The organism is Methylocella sp. CPCC 101449, assembly GCF_031921685.1.
Classification (GTDB): domain Bacteria; phylum Pseudomonadota; class Alphaproteobacteria; order Rhizobiales; family Beijerinckiaceae; genus Terripilifer.
The window spans coordinates 1142547-1165630 of the sequence record NZ_JAPDHU010000002.1 but is presented as its reverse complement, the minus strand read 5'-3'; the positions used below and the strand labels follow the sequence as shown (position 1 = coordinate 1165630).

Annotated in this window: 23 protein-coding genes; 11 read left to right on the top strand and 12 right to left on the bottom strand. The window is 61.3% G+C overall.

Features of this window, described 5'->3' with window-relative positions:
- Window positions 1-57: 57 nt before the first annotated feature.
- From OIM99_RS16305 to OIM99_RS16295, 3 genes are all read right to left on the bottom strand, one after another.
- Window positions 58-3762, bottom strand: coding sequence for a vitamin B12-dependent ribonucleotide reductase (locus tag OIM99_RS16305; protein WP_311851494.1), 3705 nt, complete (start codon window positions 3760-3762; stop codon window positions 58-60).
- 565 nt (window positions 3763-4327) lie between these two features.
- Complete coding sequence (locus OIM99_RS16300; protein ID WP_311851493.1) at window positions 4328-5137, bottom strand: acetoacetate decarboxylase; 810 nt, start codon at window positions 5135-5137, stop codon at window positions 4328-4330.
- A gap of 190 nt (window positions 5138-5327) precedes the next feature.
- Window positions 5328-6437 (bottom strand): biotin/lipoyl-binding protein, encoded by a 1110-nt coding sequence (locus OIM99_RS16295; protein ID WP_311851492.1) that lies wholly within the window; start codon window positions 6435-6437, stop codon window positions 5328-5330.
- A 376-nt stretch (window positions 6438-6813) separates the two neighbouring features.
- Between OIM99_RS16295 and OIM99_RS16290 the strand changes: the two genes are divergently transcribed.
- Window positions 6814-7806 (top strand): ABC transporter substrate-binding protein, encoded by a 993-nt coding sequence (locus OIM99_RS16290; RefSeq protein WP_311851491.1) that lies wholly within the window; start codon window positions 6814-6816, stop codon window positions 7804-7806.
- A 47-nt stretch (window positions 7807-7853) separates the two neighbouring features.
- Here OIM99_RS16290 and OIM99_RS16285 read toward each other — a convergent pair whose 3' ends face one another.
- The gene (locus OIM99_RS16285; protein WP_311851490.1) at window positions 7854-8591 is read right to left on the bottom strand and encodes an acetoacetate decarboxylase; all 738 of its coding nucleotides are present in this window, start codon (window positions 8589-8591) and stop codon (window positions 7854-7856) included.
- 242 nt (window positions 8592-8833) lie between these two features.
- Here OIM99_RS16285 and OIM99_RS16280 point away from each other — a divergent pair, with 242 nt between their 5' ends.
- Window positions 8834-9241, top strand: coding sequence for an NADH:ubiquinone oxidoreductase subunit NDUFA12 (locus OIM99_RS16280; RefSeq protein ID WP_311851489.1), 408 nt, complete (start codon window positions 8834-8836; stop codon window positions 9239-9241).
- Window positions 9242-9347: 106 nt separating this feature from the next.
- The gene (locus OIM99_RS16275; protein ID WP_311851488.1) at window positions 9348-10004 is read left to right on the top strand and encodes a DUF2155 domain-containing protein; all 657 of its coding nucleotides are present in this window, start codon (window positions 9348-9350) and stop codon (window positions 10002-10004) included.
- 104 nt (window positions 10005-10108) lie between these two features.
- On the opposite strand, the gene aat is transcribed toward OIM99_RS16275, so the two are convergent.
- Window positions 10109-10786, bottom strand: coding sequence for a leucyl/phenylalanyl-tRNA--protein transferase (aat, locus tag OIM99_RS16270; RefSeq protein WP_311851487.1), 678 nt, complete (start codon window positions 10784-10786; stop codon window positions 10109-10111).
- Window positions 10787-11019: 233 nt separating this feature from the next.
- Here aat and OIM99_RS16265 point away from each other — a divergent pair, with 233 nt between their 5' ends.
- On the top strand, window positions 11020-11805 hold the full coding sequence (locus OIM99_RS16265) for a methyltransferase domain-containing protein (protein WP_311851486.1): 786 nt from the start codon (window positions 11020-11022) through the stop codon (window positions 11803-11805).
- Here the strand turns inward: OIM99_RS16265 and OIM99_RS16260 are convergent, their stop codons facing one another.
- Window positions 11806-12030, bottom strand: coding sequence for a hypothetical protein (locus OIM99_RS16260; protein ID WP_311851485.1), 225 nt, complete (start codon window positions 12028-12030; stop codon window positions 11806-11808).
- Window positions 12031-12231: 201 nt separating this feature from the next.
- Between OIM99_RS16260 and OIM99_RS16255 the strand changes: the two genes are divergently transcribed.
- The 4 genes from OIM99_RS16255 to OIM99_RS16240 are packed head-to-tail and all read left to right on the top strand — an operon-like array spanning window position 12232 to window position 17142.
- A complete protein-coding gene (locus OIM99_RS16255) occupies window positions 12232-14013 on the top strand; it encodes an iron ABC transporter permease (protein ID WP_311851484.1) in 1782 nt (593 codons plus the stop codon).
- A complete protein-coding gene (locus OIM99_RS16250) occupies window positions 14013-15116 on the top strand; it encodes an ABC transporter ATP-binding protein (protein WP_311851483.1) in 1104 nt (367 codons plus the stop codon). The genes OIM99_RS16255 and OIM99_RS16250 overlap by 1 nt, the downstream gene beginning before the upstream one ends.
- A gap of 23 nt (window positions 15117-15139) precedes the next feature.
- Complete coding sequence (locus tag OIM99_RS16245; protein ID WP_311851482.1) at window positions 15140-16069, top strand: alpha/beta hydrolase; 930 nt, start codon at window positions 15140-15142, stop codon at window positions 16067-16069.
- A 56-nt stretch (window positions 16070-16125) separates the two neighbouring features.
- A complete protein-coding gene (locus OIM99_RS16240) occupies window positions 16126-17142 on the top strand; it encodes an extracellular solute-binding protein (RefSeq protein WP_311851480.1) in 1017 nt (338 codons plus the stop codon).
- Between the two features lie 15 nt (window positions 17143-17157).
- Here OIM99_RS16240 and OIM99_RS16235 read toward each other — a convergent pair whose 3' ends face one another.
- Window positions 17158-17343, bottom strand: a complete 186-nt coding sequence (locus OIM99_RS16235) for a hypothetical protein (protein WP_311851479.1) — start codon at window positions 17341-17343, stop codon at window positions 17158-17160.
- Window positions 17344-17405: 62 nt separating this feature from the next.
- Window positions 17406-18233, bottom strand: coding sequence for a TonB-dependent receptor plug domain-containing protein (locus OIM99_RS16230; protein ID WP_311851478.1), 828 nt, complete (start codon window positions 18231-18233; stop codon window positions 17406-17408).
- A 371-nt stretch (window positions 18234-18604) separates the two neighbouring features.
- On the opposite strand from OIM99_RS16230, the gene OIM99_RS16225 reads away from it, so the two are divergent.
- Entirely contained in the window at window positions 18605-19138 is a 534-nt protein-coding gene (locus tag OIM99_RS16225) for an AraC family transcriptional regulator (RefSeq protein WP_311851477.1), read from the top strand.
- Between the two features lie 10 nt (window positions 19139-19148).
- Here the strand turns inward: OIM99_RS16225 and OIM99_RS16220 are convergent, their stop codons facing one another.
- The 4 genes from OIM99_RS16220 to aroQ are packed head-to-tail and all read right to left on the bottom strand — an operon-like array spanning window position 19149 to window position 21861.
- A complete protein-coding gene (locus OIM99_RS16220) occupies window positions 19149-19514 on the bottom strand; it encodes a glyoxalase superfamily protein (RefSeq protein ID WP_311851476.1) in 366 nt (121 codons plus the stop codon).
- Between the two features lie 36 nt (window positions 19515-19550).
- On the bottom strand, window positions 19551-20909 hold the full coding sequence (gene accC, locus OIM99_RS16215) for an acetyl-CoA carboxylase biotin carboxylase subunit (protein ID WP_311851475.1): 1359 nt from the start codon (window positions 20907-20909) through the stop codon (window positions 19551-19553).
- A 16-nt stretch (window positions 20910-20925) separates the two neighbouring features.
- Window positions 20926-21408: an acetyl-CoA carboxylase biotin carboxyl carrier protein gene (accB, locus tag OIM99_RS16210; RefSeq protein ID WP_311851474.1), complete on the bottom strand. Its 483-nt coding sequence runs from the start codon at window positions 21406-21408 to the stop codon at window positions 20926-20928.
- 6 nt (window positions 21409-21414) lie between these two features.
- The gene (gene aroQ / locus OIM99_RS16205) at window positions 21415-21861 is read right to left on the bottom strand and encodes a type II 3-dehydroquinate dehydratase (protein ID WP_311851473.1); all 447 of its coding nucleotides are present in this window, start codon (window positions 21859-21861) and stop codon (window positions 21415-21417) included.
- A gap of 296 nt (window positions 21862-22157) precedes the next feature.
- Here aroQ and OIM99_RS16200 point away from each other — a divergent pair, with 296 nt between their 5' ends.
- Both OIM99_RS16200 and OIM99_RS16195 read left to right on the top strand, forming a co-directional pair.
- Window positions 22158-22634, top strand: a complete 477-nt coding sequence (locus OIM99_RS16200) for an Ig-like domain-containing protein (protein WP_311851472.1) — start codon at window positions 22158-22160, stop codon at window positions 22632-22634.
- A gap of 52 nt (window positions 22635-22686) precedes the next feature.
- Window positions 22687-23022 carry a VOC family protein gene (locus OIM99_RS16195; protein ID WP_311851471.1) on the top strand — a complete coding sequence of 112 codons (336 nt, stop codon included), beginning with the start codon at window positions 22687-22689 and terminating at the stop codon, window positions 23020-23022.
- Window positions 23023-23084: the final 62 nt, after the last annotated feature.

The following is a 23084-nucleotide window of genomic DNA, read 5'->3' as shown; positions in this document are numbered from 1 at the left end:
AATAAAAAAGGGCGCGTCTGCACGCGCCCTTTTGTTCTTAATGACTGAGCCTAAAGCTCACGAACATCCCGTCGTGCTGCCGCACGTGTCGCACTTCAGACACGTGCCGTTCCGTACCAGCGTAAAGTTCTGGCACTCGGGGCAGGCTTCTCCGACGTAGCCTTTCATGCGTGCTTCGGCGCGGCGGTCGGCGACCGAGGGAGCGGCGGCCGTGGTGGAGTTCGCTGCTGATGGCGCTTGCCAGTTCAGCGTTTCGATCACTTCAGCCGTGTCGCGCAGTGCCGTCGTTGCTTCCGCGTTGTGGGCGCGGGCGGCGGGCTGGTCGGCGTAGTCGTCCTTGCCGGTGCCGGTCTTCACCAGCATCAGGCGGTCCTGCTTGCCGCGCACGAAGCCCGAGGAGACGAGCGGCGCCGCCTGATTGCGGCCCTGGTCTTCGCCGCCACCGATGACGGTCGAGCCGATGTCGGAGGGTTCGACATGGGCGAGGTCGTTGCGGTTCAGGTAGGAAATGGCGAGTTCGCGGAACACGTAGTCGAGGATCGACGTGGCGTTCTTGATCGCGTCATTGCCCTGCACGAAGCCCGCCGGTTCGAAGCGGGTGAAGGTGAAGGCGTCGACATATTCCTCCAGCGGCACGCCATATTGCAGGCCGACCGAGATGGCGATGGCGAAGTTGTTCATCAGCGAGCGGAAGGCGGCGCCTTCCTTGTGCATGTCGATGAAGATTTCGCCGATGCGGCCGTCGGCATATTCGCCGGTACGCAGATAGACCTTGTGGCCGCCGACAACGGCCTTCTGGGTGTAGCCCTTGCGGCGATCGGGCAGGCGTTCGCGTTCGCGGGTGCGCTCGACCCGCTCGACGATGCGCTCGACGATCTTCTCGGCGACCTGCGCGGCGCGCGCCGCGTTCGGCAGCTGCACGAGCTGCTCGACCGCATCCTCTTCGTCGTCGCTGTCGTCGGCGATGAGCTGCGAGTTGAGCGGCTGCGACAGTTTCGAGCCATCGCGATAGAGCGCATTGGCCTTGAGGCCGAGGCGCCACGACAGCATGTAGGATTCCTTGCAATCCTCCACGGTCGCGTCATTCGGCATGTTGATCGTCTTGGAGATGGCGCCCGTGATGAAGGGCTGCGCCGCCGCCATCATGCGGATGTGGCTTTCCACCGACAGGTAACGCTTGCCGGTGCGGCCGCACGGATTGGCGCAGTCGAACACGTTGTAGTGCTCGGTCTTCAGGAAGGGCGCGCCTTCCAAAGTCATGGCGCCGCACACATGAGTGTTGCAGGCCTCGATCTCGGCGCGCGAGAAGCCGAGGAACGCCAGCAGTTCGAACGACGGATCGTCGAGCTTTTCCGCCGGCACTTTCAGCGCGCCTACGAGGAAGTCGGCACCCAAGGTCCACTTGTTGAAGACGAACTTGATGTCGAAAGCGCCTTTCAGCGACTTCGCCAGCACGTCGAGCTTTTCGTCGGTGAAGCCGCGTGCCTTCAACGTCGCATTGTTGATGGCGGGCGCCTGGGCGAGCGAGGCGTGGCCCACCGCATAGGCTTCGATCTCGGCGATCTGCGAGGGCGAGTAGCCGAGCACGCGCAGGGCTTCCGGCACGGCGCGGTTGATGATCTTGAAATAGCCGCCGCCGGCGAGCTTCTTGAATTTCACGAGCGCGAAGTCAGGCTCGATGCCGGTGGTGTCGCAATCCATGACCAGGCCGATCGTGCCGGTGGGGGCGACGACGGTGGTCTGGGCGTTGCGATAGCCGTGCTGTTCGCCCTTGGCGAGCGCGCGGTCCCAGGCCGACTTGGCGCTGTGCGAGAGCGCGCTCCAGTTGGAGCCGAGCTTGATCAGCGAGGCATGGTCCAGCGGCACCGGCGCGACGGCGACATTTTCGTAGCCAGCCGCTTCGCCATGGGCGGCGCGGCGATGGTTGCGGATGACGCGCAGCATGTGGTCGGCGTTCGGCTTGTGGCCGGGGAAGGTGCCGAGTTCCTTGGCCATTTCGGCCGAGGTTTCGTAGCAGACGCCGGTCATGATGGCCGAGAGCGCACCGACGATGGCGCGGCCTTCGTCGCTGTCATAGCCGAGGCCCGACGACATCAGGAGACCGCCGACATTGGCGTAGCCCAGACCAAGCGTGCGGTAGTCGTAGGAGAGGCGGGCGATTTCCTTGGACGGGAACTGCGCCATCATGACGGCGATTTCCAGCACGATGGTCCACAGCCGCACGGTGTGTTCGTAGCCGCCGACGTCGAACGCGCCGGTCTCCGGATTGCGGAACTGCAGCAGGTTCAGCGAGGCGAGGTTACAGGCCGTGTCGTCGAGGAACATATATTCGGAGCAGGGGTTCGACGCGATGATCGGACCCGAGGCCGGGCAGGTGTGCCAGTCATTGATGGTGGTGTGATATTGAATGCCCGGATCGGCGGAGGCCCAGGCGGCATAGCCGATCTTCTCCCACAGGTCTTTCGCCTTGAGGGTCTTGTGCAGCTTGCCGTCGGTGCGGCGCGTCAGGTTCCAGTCACCGTCCTTCTCGACCGCGCGCAGGAATTCGTCGGTGACACGGACCGAATTGTTCGAGTTCTGGCCGGCAACCGTCAGATAGGCTTCCGAATCCCAATCGGTGTCATAGGTGTCGAAGGCGATGTCGGTATAGCCCTGACGCGCGAACTGGATGACGCGCTTGATATAGCTGTCGGGCACGGCGTCGCGGCGGGCGAGCTTTACGGCCTTCTTCAACGCCGGGTTCTTTTCGGGGTTGAAGCAATCGTCGCCCGGGCCTTCGCAATTGACGCAGGCCTTCATGACCGCGGTCATGTGCTTCTTGACGATCTTCGAGCCGGTGACGAGGGAAGCGACCTTCTCCTCTTCCTTCACCTTCCAATCGATATAGGCCTCGATATCAGGATGGTCGGCATCGACCACGACCATCTTGGCGGCGCGGCGCGTCGTGCCGCCCGACTTGATGGCGCCGGCGGCGCGATCGCCGATCTTGAGGAAGCTCATCAGGCCGGAGGACTTGCCGCCGCCCGAGAGCTTTTCGTTTTCGCCGCGCAGGCGCGAGAAGTTCGAGCCGGTGCCCGAGCCATATTTGAACAGGCGCGCTTCGCGCACCCACAGGTCCATGATGCCGCCTTCGTTGACGAGATCGTCGGCGACGGACTGAATGAAGCAGGCGTGGGGCTGGGGATGTTCGTAGGCGCTCTTCGACTTGGTGAGCTTGCCGGTGAACGGGTCGACATAGTGATGGCCCTGGCCCGGGCCGTCGATGCCATAGGCCCAGTGCAGGCCGGTGTTGAACCATTGCGGCGAATTCGGCGCGGCCATCTGGCTCGCCAGCATGAAGCGCATTTCGTCGTAGAACGCCTGCGCGTCGTCTTCACTGTCGAAATATTTGCCCTTCCAGCCCCAATAGGCCCAGGTGCCGGCGAGACGGTCGAAGACCTGGGTCGAGGTCATTTCACCGCCATAGCGGGCGTCCTTGGGCAGATCGGCGAGGGCTTCTTCGTCGGCGACCGAGCGCCACAGGAACGAGGGGACGTCGTTCTCTTCAACCTTCTTCAGGCGGGCGGGGACCCCGGCCTTGCGGAAATATTTTTGCGCGATGACGTCGCACGCCACCTGGCTCCAATCGGCAGGTACGTCGATACCGTCGAGCGAGAAGACGACCGAGCCATCCGGGTTGCGGATTTCACTCTTGGCCTTGCGGAATTCGATCTCCGCGTATGGCGACTGATGGGCTTTGGTGTAACGACGTTCGATCCGCATTTTAGTCCCCCGGTATGCGCGGGCAAAACACGCCCGCTGAGGCCACGCGTGGCCCCTGTGTTCTGTCTGACTTGGTCCCCGAAACTGGCGGTCCGCTGTGCGGTTCCGTCTGCACGCAACGGATCAGGCTCTCCGGCGCTTCAAGGCGTCCGTGTCGTGCGATCCATTGAACAGAAAAATGCGCCTCTGTCGTGGCAACGTCAAGGATTAGTGGTGGGGTTGACGGCTTAACCCAAAATGTAGTGGGGCGCCTGTGAAGAGCGGGGATTCGTCCCGGCCGCAGCCCAAGTCTCTGACGAGTCGCGAAATTCTGCAATGGGCCAATACCGGTCCTGTGGGAGAATCAGTCGGTCATACTGGTTACGATCGATTCACCATCCTGTTGATCGTCCCCATCAACCACAGGTTGATGACAGGGCGTGTCATGAGCCGGCCCCTGGGTAGTTTGGGACTGGTTTCGGAGAGCTGCCGGAAATTCAAAACCTTGGCCGAGAATCGTACGGCCAAGGTCGCTGCGCGGTCCAGGCGGGCTGTGGAGACCGTCCGTCCGGAGAAAGAAAAAATTTTACGGATCGATCGGCGCGCCCATGTCCTCTGTATTGCGCGCCGGGCGCAGCCCCTCGGGCCACACCAGGAGGCCATCCAGATAGTCATGAACGACCTGGCCCATGCCCAAGGTGAGGTCGGCGAGGATGTGGGTGGCCGAGAGGACTTCGAGCACCGGCAGATCGGCCACCGGCGCCAAGGCGTGGGCGTGCAGATCGAGGGCGGCCGGGCCGTTCCAGGCGCCTTTCAGCACCACGTCCTGCAGGTCGAAGCTGACCAGTTCGCAGATGCGGGTGCTGCCATCCACATGCGGGATGATCTTCAACAAGTAGTTCGGCAGAGCGAGAGAATCCTCGATGGCGCCGCGATCGGCTTCCACATGTTTGAAACCCATCGTGCCGGTGGCGACCCGCACCGGGCCATAGTCGAGGGTGCCGACCAGGGTGTCGCGATGCACGGCGAGCGTCGGGTGGGCGTATTTCTTAGGGAAGCCCCAGATCTCGCGGCCGCCGAAGATCGGCGGGCCGTCATTGAGGTACATGGCATGGGTATAGTTGCCGGCCTTGCCCTCGAACCGGACCGGAATCACTTGGCCGGCCTCGGTGTAATCGCCGAAGCCGGTGGAATCGGGCATGCGAATGAATTCGAATTTGACCACCGGTTCGGCCATTTCCAGCGGTTCGGGGATGACGGCGCGCAGCTTTTCCGGGTCGGTCCGGTAGGTGATGATCAGGTATTCGCGATTCACAAAGCGATAGGGGCCTTTCGGGAAAGCCGGATTTGTCAGGGGCATGGAATAGGCATTTTTTCTCACGTCGCTGGCTTTCATGACCGTCTCCGTCGTTACGGGTCTCCTTTCTGCCCAGGGCTGTGTGGCAGTTGTTCCATGCCCGTCGCGGTTTTTGCGGTTTTGGGCAAAATATTTAGCTGATCAGGACATATGTGGAGCCACGGTCGATCGCCCGACCGTGGATGTCGCTATTTCCGGTGGTGGCCAGTCGAAAACTTACAGGCAAAACTTACAGGTAAGCCGCATAGGACTTAGCCCAGAGCAGGATGCGCGAGATCAGCCCAATGACGCCGGCCGTATCGGAGAATACGGTCGCCGTGCCCGACGTTCCAAGACGAAGCACGTCTGGATGGGCATCCGGCGGGATCGAGATGACAGCGGGGTAGGCGCCCGTACCGCCGATCGATCCGACCCGCGCCAGCGTCCCTGAAACCGCGATTTCGCCCTGGCCGACCCCCTTTGGAATGGCCAGAATCGTCGCCTCATAGGTGCGGCCGGGCTCGGCATCGAAGAACAGTCGCACGGTTGCGCCCGGCTGAATGGTGCGGAACCCATTCTGTAAGAACGTGCCGACGATCGTGATATCGGACGCGACGATGAAGGACATCGCCGCGCGGGCCTGCAGGGCCCGAGCCCCGACCGCGAGAGCCATGGTGCTCACATAGCCATCCGATGGCGCCCTGACTGTCGTCTGCTCAAGCTCCCATTTGACCTCATCAAGCTGGGCGCGCGTCTGAAGGACGGTCGTGTTGGTGCCATTGATGGAGGAATCGAGCGCTGCGCGCGCGCTCTGTTGCTGGGCCTTCGCGGCCTGCAACTGCGCCGTGGCGACGTCGAGCTGTTGGAGCGTTTCCTGCTCGCGGAACGCTGTTGCCGATCCGCTCTTCGTCAGCTTCGCGATGTCCGCCAGCCGCTGTTGCTGGAAGGCGACCTGTTTCTCAAGCCCCGCAACATTCGCACTCGCCTGATCGAGGTTGGCCTGAAGGACGTCGGTCTGATGCTGCGCGGCGACGAGCGCCGCCTCGAGCTGCCGGACCTTGTATTGAAAAGGAGCCGGGTCAATCTGGAAAAGGACAGTGCCGGCCTTGACGGACATGTTGGGTTTGACCGGGACCGCGATGACTTCGCCGCTGACGTTCGGTGTCACCTCGACCACGCGCGATCCGACAACGATGGGACCTGTCGGCGTAAGCGAATTCAAGAGCGCTGCGAAAACGGCAACGATGAAGATGCCGATCACTGCGGCCACGCTTCCGCTCAACCACGTCAGCCGAAGCAGCTTGAGCTTGGAAAATATGAGCCAGACCAGGACAAAATAGCTTCCGAAGATGATGAACAAGGGCCAGTCTTTCTCAACGCGCCTAAAGGCAGCGGCGAAACAGTCCGCCCGATGCGTGCGCCCCACCAAGGCATGCGCCGCTGCGGCCGGCACAGTTCGCGCCAGTTTGCTTAGCTTCCTGCAGTAGCGAGATCAGTCGGCGAGTCTTGCCATTCCGCGCCAATCCATTTGTCCTCGGATATTCCATTGGGCGGAATACTCGAATTTTGCAGTGTCCGGGCCCGCCGGCAAAGCGGTAGCTGATGCCGTTACAATGACGTGGCCACTGCTGAACTTGCCGTCCTCGCAAGTGGATTAGGCTTTCGCAAGTTCCGCGCTGGGACAGTCCAGGCAGCTGTCAAAAGACAGCGGATAATCGAGCGGGGAGGCAGGGCGCGTGAGCAAAAATCGCACATTCTGGTCCAAGGTCAGTGGGTTGGGAATGGTCGCGGCATTGATCGCGGCGCCGGCCCGGGCAGATGAACCGCTCAAGGTTGTCGGCTCCTTCAGGGTCATGGAAATGGCGCCCTTACTGACCGCAGCCGAGGCGATGCCCGGATTGGTGACCGTTTCACACGGAGGCATTGCCAGTCTCTGGCCAGATGCGGTCGAGACCGCTGCCACAGCAACAGGCCCAAAAGGGACAGTGGCGGATGTCGCCGGCAATGCTGAAACGCAGGCCTTGCTACAGTCGGTGCAACATACGGACCTTCGCATCATCCTGACGGTCACCGAAGGGAATTACCGCATGATGGCGCGCAGGTGGTCGGATATCCGGAATTTGGCGGATCTCAAAGGAAAGCGGATTGCTACCTCGGCTTCAACTTCGGCGGCTTACTACCTGCACAAGATGCTTGCCCGCGCCGACCTCACCGCAACTGACGTGACTATCGTGAGCTTCGCTCCCGCACAGCTAAAAAAGGGCGGGGATATGTTGATAGACGGTGGAATCGATGCGCTGGCTCTGTGGGAACCTGAGCCCGAACGCGCGCGTCAGGCGCTTGGCGACAACGCGATCGAACTATTTGAATTCGGAGCCTATCGCGAATTGTACAATCTTAACGCGACCGCTGCCACGCTCGCTGATCCCGTCAAGCGCAAGCAGATTGTCTCCTATGTCCGTGCGTTGTTGACCTCCTGTCACGATGCCACCTACAGGCCGGCACGTGCGCAGGAGCTGATTGCCAAAAACACCGGCTATGATTTCAAACTGATCGAAGCCGCGTGGCCCCATCACCGTTGGGCCTGCAACTTGCCGACCGATTTTGCGGATGTGCTGGCCGAGGAGGAGAAATGGCTAGCAGCGCAGGACAAGCGTCCGCCCCGCGATCGGGCGCAACTCGCCAGGTTAATTGATCCGTCGATTCTGACGGAGGCTCAGAAGCAATGACGCCTTGGCCTAAGGTTCGTCTGGTCGTCTTCAATCAACATCATGCCTCACGCCAGATAATCATGGACGACCTTGCCCAGGCCCAGGGTGAGATCGGCGACAAGGTGGGTGGCCGACAGCACTTCCAGCACCGGCAGTTCCGACACCGGCGCGAGGGCATGGGCGAAGAGTTCGAGCGCCGCCGGCCCATGCCAGGCGCCTTTCACCGCGACATCGACGAGATCGAACGTCACCAGCTCGCAGATGCGCGGCGTGGCATCGACATGGGGGATGATCTTGAGGAGATAATTGGGCACGAGCAGCGATTTGCGGACATCGTCGGTGTCGGCGGTGGTGTGCTTGTAGCCCATCGTGCCGGTGGCAATCCGCACCGGGCCGTAGTCGAGGGTGCCGACCAGGGTGTCGCGGTGCACGGCGAGGGTGGGCTGGGCGTATTTCTTGGGGAAGCCCCAGAGTTCGCGACCGCCGAAGATCGGCGGCCCGTCGTTGAGGTACATGGCGTGGGTGTAGTTTCCCGGCTTGCCGTTGAAGCGCACCGGAATGACCTGGCCGGATTCGGTGTAACTGCCGAAGCCGGTCGAATCGGGCATGCGGATGAACTCGAACTTGACGATCGGGTCGGCCATTTCGAGCGGCTCGGGGATGACGGCCCGCAGTCGGTCCGGATCGGTTCGGTAGGCGATTATGAGGAATTCGCGATTGAAGAACCGGTAGGGCCCTTTGGGGAAGGCCGGGCTCGTCAGAGGCATGGAATAGGCGTTTTTCTTGATGTCGCTGGCTTTCATCTGCGCCTCTTGGCCGGGTAAAATCCCTCGGGTCCCTTTGTGCCGCGTCATTTGTGACAAATTTGGAGCCGATTTGGGCAGCGAGGCGATCCTATTGGCGATAATATTCCTGTGAGGGGCGGGAGGCTGGCAGCGGATTGCCGCTTTCGGGCCGGCGCGGCGGGATATCGTCGCTGGACATCGCGCTTGGGCATCGCCATAGTCCGCGCCAAATCAGCACCAAATTCTCTTGGATTCAGCCGATGAAGTGGCTTCTGCAATTTTTTACCTGGTGGCATGGGCAGACGCTCAACACCAAGTTCAATACGTGGCGGACCGGCGAACTCGTCGGCGAGGACGAATTCGGCAACCGCTATTTCCGGACTAAGGGCGGCCGGCTCGATCCGGCGCTCGGTTTCGAGCGGCGCTGGGTCATTTATCCGCATATCAGCGAGGCCTCGAACGTACCGCCGGGCTGGTATGGCTGGCTGCATCACACGGTGAAGGAGCCGCCGACCCGCGAGACCTATAAGCCGCGCGACTGGCAGCTGCCCCATAAGCCCAATATGACCGGCACGCCGGAAGCCTATCGTCCGCCGGGCTCGACCTTGAGCACGGGCGTGCGTCCGCCCGCCACCGGCGATTACAAGGCCTGGACGCCAGGCACCTGAGACTTGGTACTTAATACTTGGCGCCGAACGCCATACCGTTGCTGCAATTTGCGGCGAATCGTGGCTTGAATCACAAGGCGCCCCAGGCAGCGTCGGCGGAAGCGATATGAGACGTAGGCCCATCAAGATCGAAAATGCAGCGGCGGTCCTTCTGGCCGGCGCTTTGACGGCTTTGGCCGCTTCACCCGCAGCGGCTGACCGGATCAAGCATCCGACCGCTGTTTTCGCTGGTCTCGATAAGATCACCGGCCGGATCATTTCCTTCGACGTGGCGATCGACGAGACGGTGCAGTTCGGCACCCTGCAGATCACGCCGCGCGCCTGCTACACGCGCCCGGCGACGGAAGCGCCGCTGACCGACGGCTTCGTCGAGGCGGAAGAAATGATCACGCCGACGGAGACCAAGAAACTGTTCGCCGGCTGGATGTTCGCCGCGAGCCCTGGTCTGCACGGCATCGAACATCCTGTCTACGACGCCTGGCTGACCGACTGTAAGGGCGGCAAGGAAGTCATTCCCGATCCGACGCCGGCCAGGCTCGACGATCCAGGCGCGACGATCGCACCGCCGCCGCCCAAGCCCGGCACCCAGCCGCGGCCGCGCCGTCGCGAGACCGCACCGCCGACGCGTGAAGTGCGCCCGAGCTTGCCGCCGGGGCAGGAGACTTTGTCGGAACCGCAGGTTCTGGCGCCGCCGCGTCCCTCGCGCAGCGGTCCGCCGGGCCTCGTGCCGCCGGGCGACATTCCTTTCGACAACCGGCGCTGAGCGTTCAATAGCGTTTCACAGCTCGACTTCGTCGAGCGCCATGAAGACGCGTCCAAATAAGAGTATCTAAGCAAAATCACGTTTCTACCGAAACGTGATTTGCTCTAACGTCCGAGCACGGCCAGGGCTTCGCAGCCTGACACTGCTTGTCCCTTCGGCCAGCCATAGAACTGGGCTGGACGGCCGATCGCTTCGTCGAGACGGGCGTGGTATTCGGCGCGCGGAATTTCGATGGCGCCGAGCGTGATCAGATGCGGCGTGACGAATTGCGTGTCGAGCAGTTCGAAGCCGCCTTTGTTGAGCCGCGCCACCAGATGCACCAGCGCCACTTTCGACGCGTCGGTCTCGTGGTGAAACATGCTCTCGCCGAAGAACGCCCCGCCGATGCTGACGCCATACAGTCCGCCGACGAGATCGCCGGCGGCGTTATAGGCTTCGACCGTATGGACGTGGCCCTGATCGAAGAGATCGCGATAGAGCTTCCGGATGCGCGCGTTGATCCAGGTGCTTGGACGGGAGAGGCCCATGCCGGCGCCGGAACAGCCGTCGATCACGGCATCGAAATCGCGATCGATCTGGATGTCGAAACGATCCGAGCGCACCACTTTGGCGAGCGAGCGTGAGATGGCGAGGCCGTCGAGCGGGAAGATGCCGCGCTGCTCCGGATCGACCCAGAAGATCGACGGATCATCGGCGCTTTCGGCCATGGGGAACATGCCGACCGAATAGGCGCGCAGCAGAAGCTGCGGCGTGATCTCAAAAACCTGTCCGGCTTCGCTCATGATGCCTCACACACGGGCAAAGGGTGGGTTCGCTGTTCGTCATCGTCAAGTGGTCGCCGGCCGTTCCCCGCCGGTTTTGCGGCTGCCCAGGCATGACCTTTGCCGGGCTGCATTGCAATGTTTGCTCATCTCGCCCCGTCAAGACGCGGTAAAATGCAGGCCTTAAGTCAAATCGGCCCTATCGAAGCACGATTTTTCGAGAGAGCGGCCGCAGCGAGGAGCAGCGCAGTTCCATGACAAACGTCTCATCTTCAATCCATCAGACAGCGGCAGGCGGCTATGCGGTCGGGGCCGATTTCTACACGAAGGGGCGGCCGGAATATCCAGGCGAAGTGTCGGACTGGTTGCGCGACAGCCTTAGCTTGCAGCCGGGGCGAATGGTGGTTGACCTCGGCGCCGGCTCCGGCAAGTTCACCGGCTATCTGGTGCGGACCGGTGCTTCGGTGATCGCGGTGGAACCCGTGCCGCAGATGCTGGAGAAGCTGTCGCAGGCGTGGCCCGATGTTATCAGCCACCTTGGTACTGCCGACGCCATTCCGCTTCCCGACGCGTCTGTGGACGCTGTGGTCTGCGCGCAGGCGTTTCATTGGTTCGCGCATGCCGGCGCCTTGGCGGAGATCTGCCGCGTCTTGAAGCCGGGTGGCCGCCTCGGCTTGATTTGGAACATGCGCGACACATCCATCGGCTGGGTTAAACAGCTCAACGCGATCGTCGATCGCTACGAAGGCAACACGCCGCGTTATGCCAATGGCGATTGGCGGAAAGCGTTTCCCTTCGCCGGTTTTGGGCCGATGCAGACGGAGCATTTCCGTTACGGTCATACCGGTGCGCCAGAAGACGTCATCGTCAACCGCGTGCGCTCGACGAGCTTCATCGCCGCGCTGCCGAAAGATGAAGAAGCCAAAGTGGTGGCCGATGTCAGAGCCTTGATCGAAGCGACACCGGAGTTGAAAGGTCACGATGTCGTGACAACGCCTTATGTCACCGACGCCTATAGCATGATCAAGGTTGCAGGCTGATCAGCGCCGATTGTTGCGTCGCCGAAGCGCCGCGCGTTGTCGAGCGATGTGGCGGTTTTCATGTCGTTGTTTAGCTCCAGGATGAGCGGACAACGGCAGAGCGAGCCGCTTCATCTTGAAAAGAAAGACGAGCGCGAAGTCGCTGGGTGCAACATCTTGCATGGTGGACGCGGCGACGATCTTGCGATGCGTGTCGCGGTAATTGGTTGACAGCTTGGAAACCAATCGTCAGTCTCCTGTCTTATAACGAATAGAACCCGCTTGGGGAGGTCCGATGATTGAAGCGCCGCGTCGCTCGCGCGTTTTTGGTGTTATAGCGTTTTGCAGTTTGACGGAATCGTCAAACGCCACAAAGACGCGTCAAAACAAAGATCCCAAGGCAAAATTGCGTTTCTATCGAAACGCAATTTGCTCTAGGGCGCTATCGTGACGGGGGCGACGGTTGGGAGTATCAACCTCGGTCGCCAAGTTCCCCTCGGCCTGACGAAGCAACGGCCACCATCGCGCTTCACGCGTCTCTTCAGCCTGGAATATCTCGTCATGGGCGGCGCGATCGTCGCCCTGTTCGTGCTTGTGGTCTTACCGCTCTGCTTTTTGCTGATCGGGAGTATCTGGGGGGAGAACGGCTTCACCCTCGAATATTTCACCGAGGCTTTCTCTGGCCGGCTTTATGTTCAGGCGCTGCTCAACTCGCTGATTTTGGGCGCTTGGACGGGATTGTTCAGCCTGCTGCTCGGACTGCCACTGGCCTGGGCGGTCGCGCGTACGAACATACCGGGCAAGCCGCTCATCACCCTGACTGCCAATCTATCCTATCTCTCGCCGCCTTTTCTGACCGCGATCGCCTTCGTCAATCTGTTCGGCCCCAACGCTGGCCTGATCAACGCGTTCTCTCGCGACGTCCTCGGTCTGCCTTGGCTCGGCTTCAACATTTTCTCGATGTCGGGCCTCGTCCTCGTCACGGTGCTGCACACGTTTCCTTATGTTTATCTGCTTGCATCGAGCGCATTGCAGTCGGTCGATGCGTCCTATGAGGAGGCGGCTCAAATCTTGGGGGCCAGCAAATGGCGTACCGCGCTGCTGATCACGACGCCGCTGGTGATGCCGGCCATCCTGTCGGGCGTTCTCCTCGCCTTCGTCAACGCCATTGCCTTGTTCGGCTCGCAGGCGATCATTGGCTTGCCTGGCCGCATCGTGACCCTGCCGACGCGCATCTATTCGCTGTTCGATTATCCGCCGCAGTATGGGCTGGCTTCGGCTTTATCGTTGCTCTTCGTCTTCATCACGATCGCGGCGCTCTATCTGCAACGTGCCTATCTGGCCAAGCGCTCCTTCGTGACCTTGGGCGGCAAAGGCGCGAGGCCGCAACTGATGGATCTTGGCTGGGCCAAGTGGCCGCTTTTTGGTTTTTGCCTCCTGGTCTTTTTCATCGCCATCGTGCTGCCCTACATGACCTTGATCGCGGTTTCGCTCTCGAAGTCCTGGGGGCTGGCTTTCTGGAAGGGACTGACGTTCGAACATTACCGCTTCGTGCTGTTCGACTATGATGTGACGCAACGCGCCATCCGCAATTCGCTCGGGTTGGCGACTGTGGCCGCGACCGTCGCTGTTTTTCTTGGCGCGATCATCGGCTGGATCGATATCCGCACGCATCTCCCTGGCCGCAAATTCCTCGATTATGCCGCCTTGGTACCGCTCGGCTTGCCGGGGATCGTCATGGCGGTGGCACTGATCCAGTTTTGGCTGTCGATGCCTATAGCGCTTTACGGCACGCTGGCGATCCTGCTGCTTGCCTATGTCGGCCGCTATATTCCACTGGGCGTGCGCGCCGCCAACACATCGCTGCGCCAGATTGACCCGACGCTCGAGGAAAGCGCTCGCATCCTCGGCGCAAGCTGGGGCCATACGCTTAAGGAGATCACCTTGCCGCTGATGCGGCCTGGTCTCTTTGCGGGTTGGCTGCTCGTCTTCGTGCCGGTCATCCAGGAACTCAGCGCCTCGATCCTGCTGTTCTCGTCGAGTTCGATGACTTTGGCGGTGGCGATCTACAACCTCTACGAAACCGGCTATACCGAGCCTGTCGCAGCGCTTGCCATGATCAATATGGCGATCATCGTCGTGGCCATCGCACTGGCGCGCAAGATCGCGGGCGATGGCATCGGCAGAGAGTCCGATAAAAACCTCACTACGCAGGGAGGAACCGCCTGATGGCCGGTATCACGATCTCATCGCTCTCCAAAAGCTATGGTGGGCGTCATCTGCGGCTGACGGCTGTGCAGGATCTCGACCTGGCGATCCAGGACAACCAGTTTATCACGCTGCTCGGTCCCTCGGGCTGCGGCAAGACGACGACGCTGCGGCTGATCGCGGGCTATGTCACGCCCGATACCGGTTCCATCCATGTCGGCGACAGGTTGGTCTCGGCGCCATCAGGCGTGGTCCCGCCTGAACGGCGCGGCATGGGCATGGTCTTTCAGAACTATGCGGTCTGGCCGCACAAGACGGTCTACGAGAACATCGCCTTCGGCCTGAAACTTCGGAAGCTCTCCTCGACACAGGTCCGTGACAAGGTTGAGGGGGCGCTCGACCTGGTTAATCTGAAGGGGCTCGCGGAGCGTTTCCCCAATGAGCTTTCCGGTGGTCAACAGCAGCGCGTCGCGCTGGCGCGCTCGCTCGTGGTCGAGCCCGACATTCTATTGTTGGATGAACCTCTCTCGAACCTCGACGCCAAATTGCGGGAGAAGATGCGCGGCGAACTCAAGCAATTGCAGCGGCGCACGGGCATCACCTTCATCTATGTCACCCATGATCAGGCCGAAGCGTTGGCGCTCTCCGACCAGATTGCCGTGATGCATGCCGGGCGGTTACAGCAATTCGGCTCGCCCTTCGATGTCTATACCACGCCGGCGAACCGCGTCGTCGCCGACTTCATGGGGCTCGTGAATTTGGTTCCAGGCCGCATCCGCTCGATCAGCGGCGATATGGCCCAAATCGAGGCCGACGGTGGATTGGTCCTGGTGGCGCCACGGCCGCCCGAGATGGCGCTGGGTATGGAGATCGAGATCGCGATCCGCCCGGAGAATATCCGATTGAGCGCCACGCCCGAAACCTTTGCCGGCGTCGTCAGCGAGCGAACCTTCCTCGGCAATCTCTGCGAATATGTTGTCGTCATCGCGGGCGGACGGGCGCTGCGCGTTCAGACCCATCCCTTGCAGCAATTCTCTATCGGCCAAAATGTAGGCATCACCATCGACCCAAGCCAGTGCAGCCTGTTCGCGCGTGAGCCGGATGCCGTCGCTTCGGCCGCATGAAACCATCAGAGACGGAGACTGAGATGAATCAGCATGCAACCGTGCAAGGCGCCATCAAGAGCGAGGAGCACTGGACCAAGAAGGGCGATGTCGATCTCTTTCTATTCGAAAAGTATCTGAACCATCCCAGCGACGACAAAGGCACGATCTTGTTCGTGCATGGTTCGTCGATGGCCTCGCAACCGACCTTCGATCTCAATGTTCCTGGCCGACCGGATTCCTCGGTGATGGAATGGTTCGCCAAGCAGGGCTACGATACCTGGTGTGTCGATATGGAAGGCTATGGTCGTTCAACCAAGACCCGCGATATCACCAGCAACATCGCTGATGGCGCCGACGATCTGGCGGCAGCCTCCCAATACATTATGAAACTGCGCGGCAACCGTCCTTTCCTGATCTATGGGATTTCTTCGGGCGCGCTGCGCGCCGCGAGCTTCGCCGAGCGTCATCCCGAGCGGGTACGCCGGCTGGCGCTCGACGCTTTTGTGTGGACCGGCGAGGGGAGTCCGACGCTGGAAGAGCGCAAGAAGAAGCTACCGCAATTCCAGGCGATGAAACGCCGACCGATCGACCGCGCCTTCGTGCATTCGATCTTTGAGCGAGACCATCCCGGAACAGCCGACCACGCGACGATCGAGGCCTTCGCCGACGCGATCCTGGCGCTCGACGATTCCATGCCGACGGGCACCTATGTCGACATGTGCTCGCGCCTGCCGCTGACCGACCCGGCCAAGATTACCGTGCCGACGATCATCATGCGGGGCGAATATGATGGCATCGCCAGCTTCGAGGATTTGATGGCTTTCTATGCGCGGCTGCCGAATGCCGACAAGCAATTCATCGTCATGCCTGGTATCTCGCATGCCTCGTTTCAGCAGAAAAACTACAAGCTGGTTTATCACATCTTGAGGAGTTTCTTCGAACAGCCGGAGCCGCTCTATCGCGGTGAATGAACTCGCAAGGCCGGCCACTGCCAAGGAATTGATATCAACGAACCAGGGAGGATCGCATGCGCAGACTGGCTTACACGATCGCGATGGGCACCGTGATATCGCTGGGCGCGGTCAGCGTCACGCTGGCGCAGGACAGGGCCGACCTGGCTGCCGCCAAAAAGGAAGGCAAAGTCGTCTGGTACACGTCGACGCCGGTCGAGACCGGCCAGAAGATCGCGAAAATGTTCGAGGCAAAATATGGCGTAAAGGTGGAGATCTTCCGCTCGGGCGGCTCGGCGATCCTGCGCCGTTTCCTGCAGGAGGCGCAGGCCAAGCGCATCAACGCCGATCTCCTCACGACATCGGATCCGGCAGCTGCCGCCGAACTGGGCGATCAGGGCATGTTCGTCCCGTTCAAACCCGTCAATTTCGATAAGATCCCCGACAGCGCGAAGGATGCCAACGGCAATTTCATTGCTCAGCGGCTCAATATCATCACGATCTATGTGCGCAGCGACAAGATGCCGGCGGCGATGGCGCCACGCACCTGGGATGCCTTGCTCGATCCCAAATATAAGGGGTTGCAGGTGATGACCGATCCTTCCTTCACGTCGCTGCAGCTGACGGTGGTCGGCATGAACGCGAAGGAGAAAGGGTGGGGATATTATGAGAAGCTGCGCCAGAACGACATTATGATCGTGCAGAGCAACCAGCAGGTCTCGGACATGATCAAGCGCGGCGAACGCGTCATCGCCGCCGGCGCGCTTGATTCCTACGCCGCCGAAGACCGCAGGGACGGCCATCCGATCGAGACGATCTATCCGACCGATGGCACTTATGTGATCCCGTCGCCAACCTCCGTGGTCAAGGGCTCACCCAATCCCAATGCCGGCAAGCTCCTGGCCGAATTCATGATCAGCGACGAAGTTCAAAAACTCTTCCCCGAGGAGGGCGCCTATTCGGCGCGCATCGACATGCCGCCCCCGGCTGGCAGTCCCGCCATCAAGGACATAAAGGTGATCGGCGTCGACTATGCCTTCCTGCGCAAGCAGGGGCCGATCGTGAAGAAGAAGTTCAATGAGATATTCCAATAGGGGCGGAGCGCGTCGTCATGACTTGATCAGCGCATAATAGGCGATAAGCAGGATCGGCAGCGCCAGCGCGAGCCAGGACAGCATATCCCAAAATCCGTCGCCGAGCAGCGCCGACAGCAATCCGAAAGTGACCACGCCGCCGACGATCGCCGGCGTGCCGAAGATGCGCTTGAGCGGCCAACGCTTAGACGAAGATGTCATCGACGGCGCGATCACGCCCCGGAAATCGTCGACGTGGTCGATTTGCGTGCCGCCAGCATGGATCATCCAGTGACACGATAGAGAAATTCGCCGGTGGGACCGACGGGGCCACCGATGTCGAAGGCTGCCTGGCCGCGGCCAAAGGTATTGGCTTGAACCTCGACGGAGCGGATCGGGGTGGACGGCGGCAGCAGGCTGACGAGGTTGATCAAGCCGCCGGGCGCGATCTGGCCATAGAGCGAAGACGATGGTCCACGTAACACTTCAACCCGTTCCAGAATGGCCGGATCGACCTTTGGTCGCCCGAACTGGCCGGCACCAAAGGGCAGCAGCATGCCGTCGAGATAAATGACCGATTCGAAGCCGCGAATGCGGATCGTCTCGAAGCGCGTATCGTTCGGATTGGAATTGACTGAGACACCGGCTGTATAGCGCAGAGCCTCGATCACGGTTTGAGCGTTCTGGTCGCGCATCTGATCGCGCCCCACGACGGAGATGGCTTGCGGCGTTTCCAGCAAGGGCGTGTTGGTCTTGGTGCCGGCGAGGCTGCGGCCGGCGACATAGCCGTTGATGGGACCGTTGCCTTGCTCGAAGGTGGTCGCGTTCCGCGAAAGTTCGGCGGGGACCGGTGTCGCGGCCTGAACGACAGGGCGAGGGCGGGCGCGTTCACCGGCGTTTGCGCGCCGTTCGGCTCGCGGCCGTGAAACGTTGGCTTGTTGTGTGTGCCGTGGGGCGCGCGGCGCAATCCGCCTTTGCACCGGTGCATCGACGGTGACGGCGGGCAAACTGCTGGCGCCATTGGTCGATTGTGCGGAAACCCGGTCGATGCCGAAGGCGAGCGTGGCATAAGCCGTTGTCAGCATAAGGATGCTCTGCATTCGGAACGTCATTAAATTCTCCCGCTAAGGTATTGATCACGGCTAGCGGGCCATCGACAATTTGGTCAAACGTGGCGCCGTGCATATCCTGCGCATGCCAGTCACATCCTGCGCGCATCGACTATTCTACTGTCAAATAGTTGCTCTGCGTGACGGCCTATCCGGCAAAAGAAGGCGAGTTCGCGAAGCGTTCCGATACATGGATTCATCTCTGCCGTGATGGCGGCGGCCATCTCTACAGAAGCACGGATCGCAACCGGCTCGATGGACAAATGCGGCCGGGCATTGTCGCGCTGGCCGGTCCCGATGCGCGCGTCGTCGGTTCCTGGCCGTCGATGAGCCTCCTGAGCCTGGGCATATCAAGCAACAAGCTCGCTGCCATCATGGCCGATCTGCATCGGCAAGGCAGCGCCGGTTCGATCGACTACTCGCGTTTCTATCAAGACCCTTTGCTTGAGCAGCTTCTGGTCGCCATGGCAGCCGAAGCCGAAACACATGCGTTGTCGACGCTCTTCATCGAACACGCTTTGACACTGCTGGTGTTGCGGCTCACCTCGATGCCACGCAAGAACAACGAGGGTGCACTGTCGTCGCGGCAATTGAATCATGTTTGTGATTTCATCGCCGAACATTTGTCGGATGACATCTCCCTGCCGGCTTTGGCCTCCATCACGGGGCTGAGTACGGCCGAATTCAGCCGGCGCTTCAAGACGAGCACCGGTGAGGCGCCCTATGCCTATGTCACGCATCAACGCATCAGACGCGCCATGTGGCTTCTGCGCGACGCATCGCTCAGTATCGACAGCATCGCCAAGCGCGTTGGCTATCTGAACGGAAGCCAATTCGCGCGCGCATTTCAAAGAATGGTTGGACGGTCTCCGACGCACTGGCGTCGAGAGGATGCAGCGAATTCCTGATCGCGCGTGTTCAATGCCGGTTCGTCGCGTCGTCGAAGCGCAGCACGTTGCCGAACGGATCGGTGAGGTTCATGTCCTTGGCGGTCGGGCTAGGCCGGGCGAAGCGGGCGTTCTTGGCGTGCAATTCCGCCGCGAAGGCTGGAACGTCATGACCGCGTATATAGACGGCGCTGCCAGGCGTGCCGTCGCCGTAATGTTCGCTCAGGTGCAGTTTTACGCCGGAGCGCGACACCTGCATGTAGAGCGGCGCATTGTCGTCGAAACGATGTTCCCAATCGATCTTGAAGCCAAGGAAGTCGATATAGAATTCCTTGGCTTTCGCGATGTCATAGATGCGCAAGATCGGTATGGCGGCGTCGAGTTCTGGACGAGACATGCGGTGTGACCCTTCTGCTCGCGACCCGACGCTGCTTTAGCGGGATGGATCCATTCCGCCGGTCGCCAGAAATTTTTCCAGCCAGTGAATGTCGTATTCACCGTTCTGCATGTCGGCGTTGCGCACCAAGGTGCGGAACAGCGGCAGCGTCGTCTCGACACCATCGACGATGAATTCGTCGAGAGCGCGGCGCAGGCGCAGCAGCGCCTCGTTGCGGCTGCGGCCGTGGACGATCAGCTTGCCGACCAGCGAGTCATAATAGGGCGGGATCGAATAGCCCTGGTAGACGGCTGAATCGACGCGCACGCCCAGGCCACCCGGCGGGTGGAAATAGCTGATGCGGCCGGGCGAGGGGCGGAACGTCGCGTGATGTTCGGCATTGATGCGGCATTCGATGGCATGGCCGGAGATGCGCACGTCGTCCTGCGTGATCGTCAGCGGCGCGCCGGCGGCGATCTTGATCTGCTCGTTGACGAGGTCGATGCCGGTGATCATTTCGGTCACCGGATGTTCGACCTGAATGCGCGTGTTCATTTCGATGAAATAGAACTCGCCATCCTCGTAGAGGAATTCGATAGTGCCGACGCCAAGATAGGCCATCTCGCGCATCGCCTTGGCGACGATCTCGCCGATCTTTTCGCGTTCCTCGACGTTGAGCGCCGGCGAGGGGCCTTCTTCCCAGACCTTCTGGTGACGGCGCTGCAAGGAGCAATCGCGTTCGCCCAGATGAATGGCATTGCCTTGGCCGTCGCCGAGCACCTGGATTTCGATGTGGCGCGGCTTCTCGAGATATTTTTCCAGGTAAACCGCATCGTCGCCGAAAGCGGCTTTCGCCTCGGTGCGTGCGGTGGCCAGCGCATCGACGAGATCGTCTTCGGTGCGCGCCACCTTCATGCCGCGGCCGCCGCCGCCGGCAGCGGCTTTGACGAGCACGGGGAAGCCGATCTCCTTGGCGACCTTCATCGCCTCGACGTCGTCGGTGACACCGCCTTCGGAGCCCGGCACGCAGGGAATGCCGAGACGGCGCGCCGTCTTCTTGGCTTCGATCTTATCGCCCATGGTGCGGATATGTTCCGCCTTGGGGCCGATGAAGGTGATGCCGTGATCGGCGCAGATGTCGGCGAAACGGGCGTTCTCCGACAGGAAGCCATAGCCTGGATGCAGCGCATCGGCGCCGGTGATCTCGCAGGCGGCCAGCAGGGCCGGAATGTTGAGATAGCTGTCGCGGGCGGTCGGCGGGCCGATACACACCGATTCATCGGCCAGCTTGACGTGCATGGCATCGGCATCGGCGGTGGAGTGAACCGCGACGGTGGCGATACCCAGTTCCTTCGCCGCGCGCAGAATCCGCAGGGCGATTTCGCCACGGTTGGCAATGAGAATCTTATCGAACATCGGCTGGGCCGCCTGTCTATTCGATCACGAGCAACGGCGCGCCATATTCAACCGGCTGGCCGTCGTCGACGAAGAGCGCGGTGATCGTGCCGGCGCGCGGCGCGACGATTTCGTTAAAAGTCTTCATGGCCTCGACGAGCAGGATCTTCTCGCCTTCCTTCACGACGCTGCCGATTTCGACGAAGGGCTTTGAATCGGGGCTGGGGCGGCGATAGGCGGTGCCGACCATCGGCGACTTCACGGTGCCGGGATGTTCGACGGGAGCCGAAGCCGGCGTCGCAGCGGCGGGCGTGGCGATCAGTGTCGGCGGCGGCGCGACGACCGAGGTTACGGCCGGAGCCGCGGCGATCACGGTGGCGGGCTGGCGCGAGACGCGCACGCGCATGTCGTTATGTTCGACCTCGATCTCGGACAGATCGAGACGCCCCAGGATCGCGCCCAGTTCCTCGACCAGCGAGGTATCGAACCGGGGTTTGTCGTCTTCGGGCTTCTTGGTCATACGTTCTTAGCTCTTCTTCTTTGCCGCGAGCGCCACCAGCGCATCGACGGCCAGGTCATAGGACAGGGATCCAAACCCAAGGATGACGCCCCGTGCCACTGGCGAAATCAGTGAGCGGTGGCGGAAGCTTTCCCGGGCATGGACGTTGGAGAGATGAACCTCGATCACATGGGCGCCCGAGCCGGAAATGGCATCGCGCAGCGCGACGGAGGTGTGGGTATACGCACCGGCATTGAGAATGACGCCCGCATCGGCGCGGCCGGCTTCCTGAATCCAGTCGACCAGATCACCTTCATGGTTCGACTGGCGGCATTCCAAGGTCAGGCCGAGGGCCTTGGCCTTGGCAACAAGCCGCGTCTCGATGTCGGCCAAGGTCTCCGAGCCATAGATCTGCGGCTCGCGCGTGCCGAGCAGATTGAGGTTGGGTCCGTTGAGGACATGGATGGCTTGCATCGGCGGCTCGACAGGACGGTTGGGGAACGGCTCGGAAACGGAGGAACAACCCACGCGAACGCGGTGCGGGAGCGCGCCCGCCGGGGTGCCTCATAGCCCGGTTGTCCTTGGGATGGAAGGGTTTGCACGATCCGGACCGGCTTTGCGCACCGAAAGGCGGGCTGGGATTCTGGTTGCCTGAGAACAAAAGAGAACAAAAAAGAACAAAACATGAAAATTCTTCGTGCAATAGGATTGCGCTTCTGGCAGCATCACGCCGGATCGCCGCATGGGCGGCGCCAAGTTGGGAGTTGGCGATGGTGACGAAGACGATCGTTCTGGCTGTGGGATTGGCTTTGGTCGCGGGTACGGCGGTGGCCAAGGAAACCGTGGTGCGGCGCTCGACCGATGCTGGGAAGGCTGTGGACGTATGGAGCCATTCGTCGATGCGGCCGGACTGCTCGACCAAGGCGCCGGTGGTGACCATCGTGCAGCAGCCGGGCAATGGCACGGTGACGGTCAATGAGGGACCGCGTTTCCTCTCCGGCAATCGCGGCGATTTCGCCAAGTGCAACGGTCAGACCGGCTTCGGCAGCCATATCGTCTATCAGCCCAAGGCTGGCTTCGAGGGCCAGGATCGATTGCGCTATACCGTGCGTTTTGACTCCGGCACCGAGCTGACGGTGACGGCCCAGGTGCGTGTCGGCACGGTGGCGCGCAACGACGAGGGCTGGCATCCGGCGAGCAGCGCCGACAATGCCACCGCCGCGCCGCAGCAGGCGGCGGCCCGGTAAGGCTGGGGTTTCCAAGTCTCTTGATTTCCAAGTCTCTTGAGGAGTGAAGCCGATGATTGGTTACACGATGGTCGGCACCAAGGACTTGGCGAGAGCTCTGCGCTTCTACGACCCCGTCTTCGCTGAAATGGGCTTGGAGCCGTGTTGGCGGGACGAGCAGACAGCCGCGTGGGGCGACACTGCGGATGAGTCCGTCCCGCGTTTCTTCGTCGGCTATCCGTTCGATGGCCGGGAAGCGACAGTCGGCAACGGCGGCATGACGGCATTTCTTGCCGCAGGTGCCGCCGCTATCGATCGGCTCTATGCATTGGCGATGCGCCATGGCGGATCGGACGAAGGTGGGCCGGGATTTCGGCCGCAGTATAGCGAGACCTTCTATGCTGCTTAGTCCGCGATCCTGATGGCAACAAGCTCGCTTTCGTTTGCTACGAGGCCGAAAAGCCGTAGGGC

Coding starts and splice junctions, on each gene's coding strand:
- OIM99_RS16225 (WP_311851477.1), top strand. CDS start 18,605: ATGGCCGATCTGCATCGGCAAGGCAGCGCCGGTTCGATCGACTACTCG.
- OIM99_RS16200 (WP_311851472.1), top strand. CDS start 22,158: ATGGTGACGAAGACGATCGTTCTGGCTGTGGGATTGGCTTTGGTCGCG.
- OIM99_RS16240 (WP_311851480.1), top strand. CDS start 16,126: ATGCGCAGACTGGCTTACACGATCGCGATGGGCACCGTGATATCGCTG.
- OIM99_RS16245 (WP_311851482.1), top strand. CDS start 15,140: ATGAATCAGCATGCAACCGTGCAAGGCGCCATCAAGAGCGAGGAGCAC.
- OIM99_RS16300 (WP_311851493.1), bottom strand. CDS start 5,137: ATGAAAGCCAGCGACGTGAGAAAAAATGCCTATTCCATGCCCCTGACA.
- OIM99_RS16230 (WP_311851478.1), bottom strand. CDS start 18,233: ATGACGTTCCGAATGCAGAGCATCCTTATGCTGACAACGGCTTATGCC.
- OIM99_RS16220 (WP_311851476.1), bottom strand. CDS start 19,514: ATGTCTCGTCCAGAACTCGACGCCGCCATACCGATCTTGCGCATCTAT.
- OIM99_RS16265 (WP_311851486.1), top strand. CDS start 11,020: ATGACAAACGTCTCATCTTCAATCCATCAGACAGCGGCAGGCGGCTAT.
- OIM99_RS16235 (WP_311851479.1), bottom strand. CDS start 17,343: ATGACATCTTCGTCTAAGCGTTGGCCGCTCAAGCGCATCTTCGGCACG.
- OIM99_RS16250 (WP_311851483.1), top strand. CDS start 14,013: ATGGCCGGTATCACGATCTCATCGCTCTCCAAAAGCTATGGTGGGCGT.
- aroQ (WP_311851473.1), bottom strand. CDS start 21,861: ATGCAAGCCATCCATGTCCTCAACGGACCCAACCTCAATCTGCTCGGC.
- OIM99_RS16280 (WP_311851489.1), top strand. CDS start 8,834: ATGAAGTGGCTTCTGCAATTTTTTACCTGGTGGCATGGGCAGACGCTC.
- accC (WP_311851475.1), bottom strand. CDS start 20,909: ATGTTCGATAAGATTCTCATTGCCAACCGTGGCGAAATCGCCCTGCGG.
- OIM99_RS16195 (WP_311851471.1), top strand. CDS start 22,687: ATGATTGGTTACACGATGGTCGGCACCAAGGACTTGGCGAGAGCTCTG.
- accB (WP_311851474.1), bottom strand. CDS start 21,408: ATGACCAAGAAGCCCGAAGACGACAAACCCCGGTTCGATACCTCGCTG.
- OIM99_RS16275 (WP_311851488.1), top strand. CDS start 9,348: ATGAGACGTAGGCCCATCAAGATCGAAAATGCAGCGGCGGTCCTTCTG.
- OIM99_RS16305 (WP_311851494.1), bottom strand. CDS start 3,762: ATGCGGATCGAACGTCGTTACACCAAAGCCCATCAGTCGCCATACGCG.
- aat (WP_311851487.1), bottom strand. CDS start 10,786: ATGAGCGAAGCCGGACAGGTTTTTGAGATCACGCCGCAGCTTCTGCTG.
- OIM99_RS16285 (WP_311851490.1), bottom strand. CDS start 8,591: ATGAAAGCCAGCGACATCAAGAAAAACGCCTATTCCATGCCTCTGACG.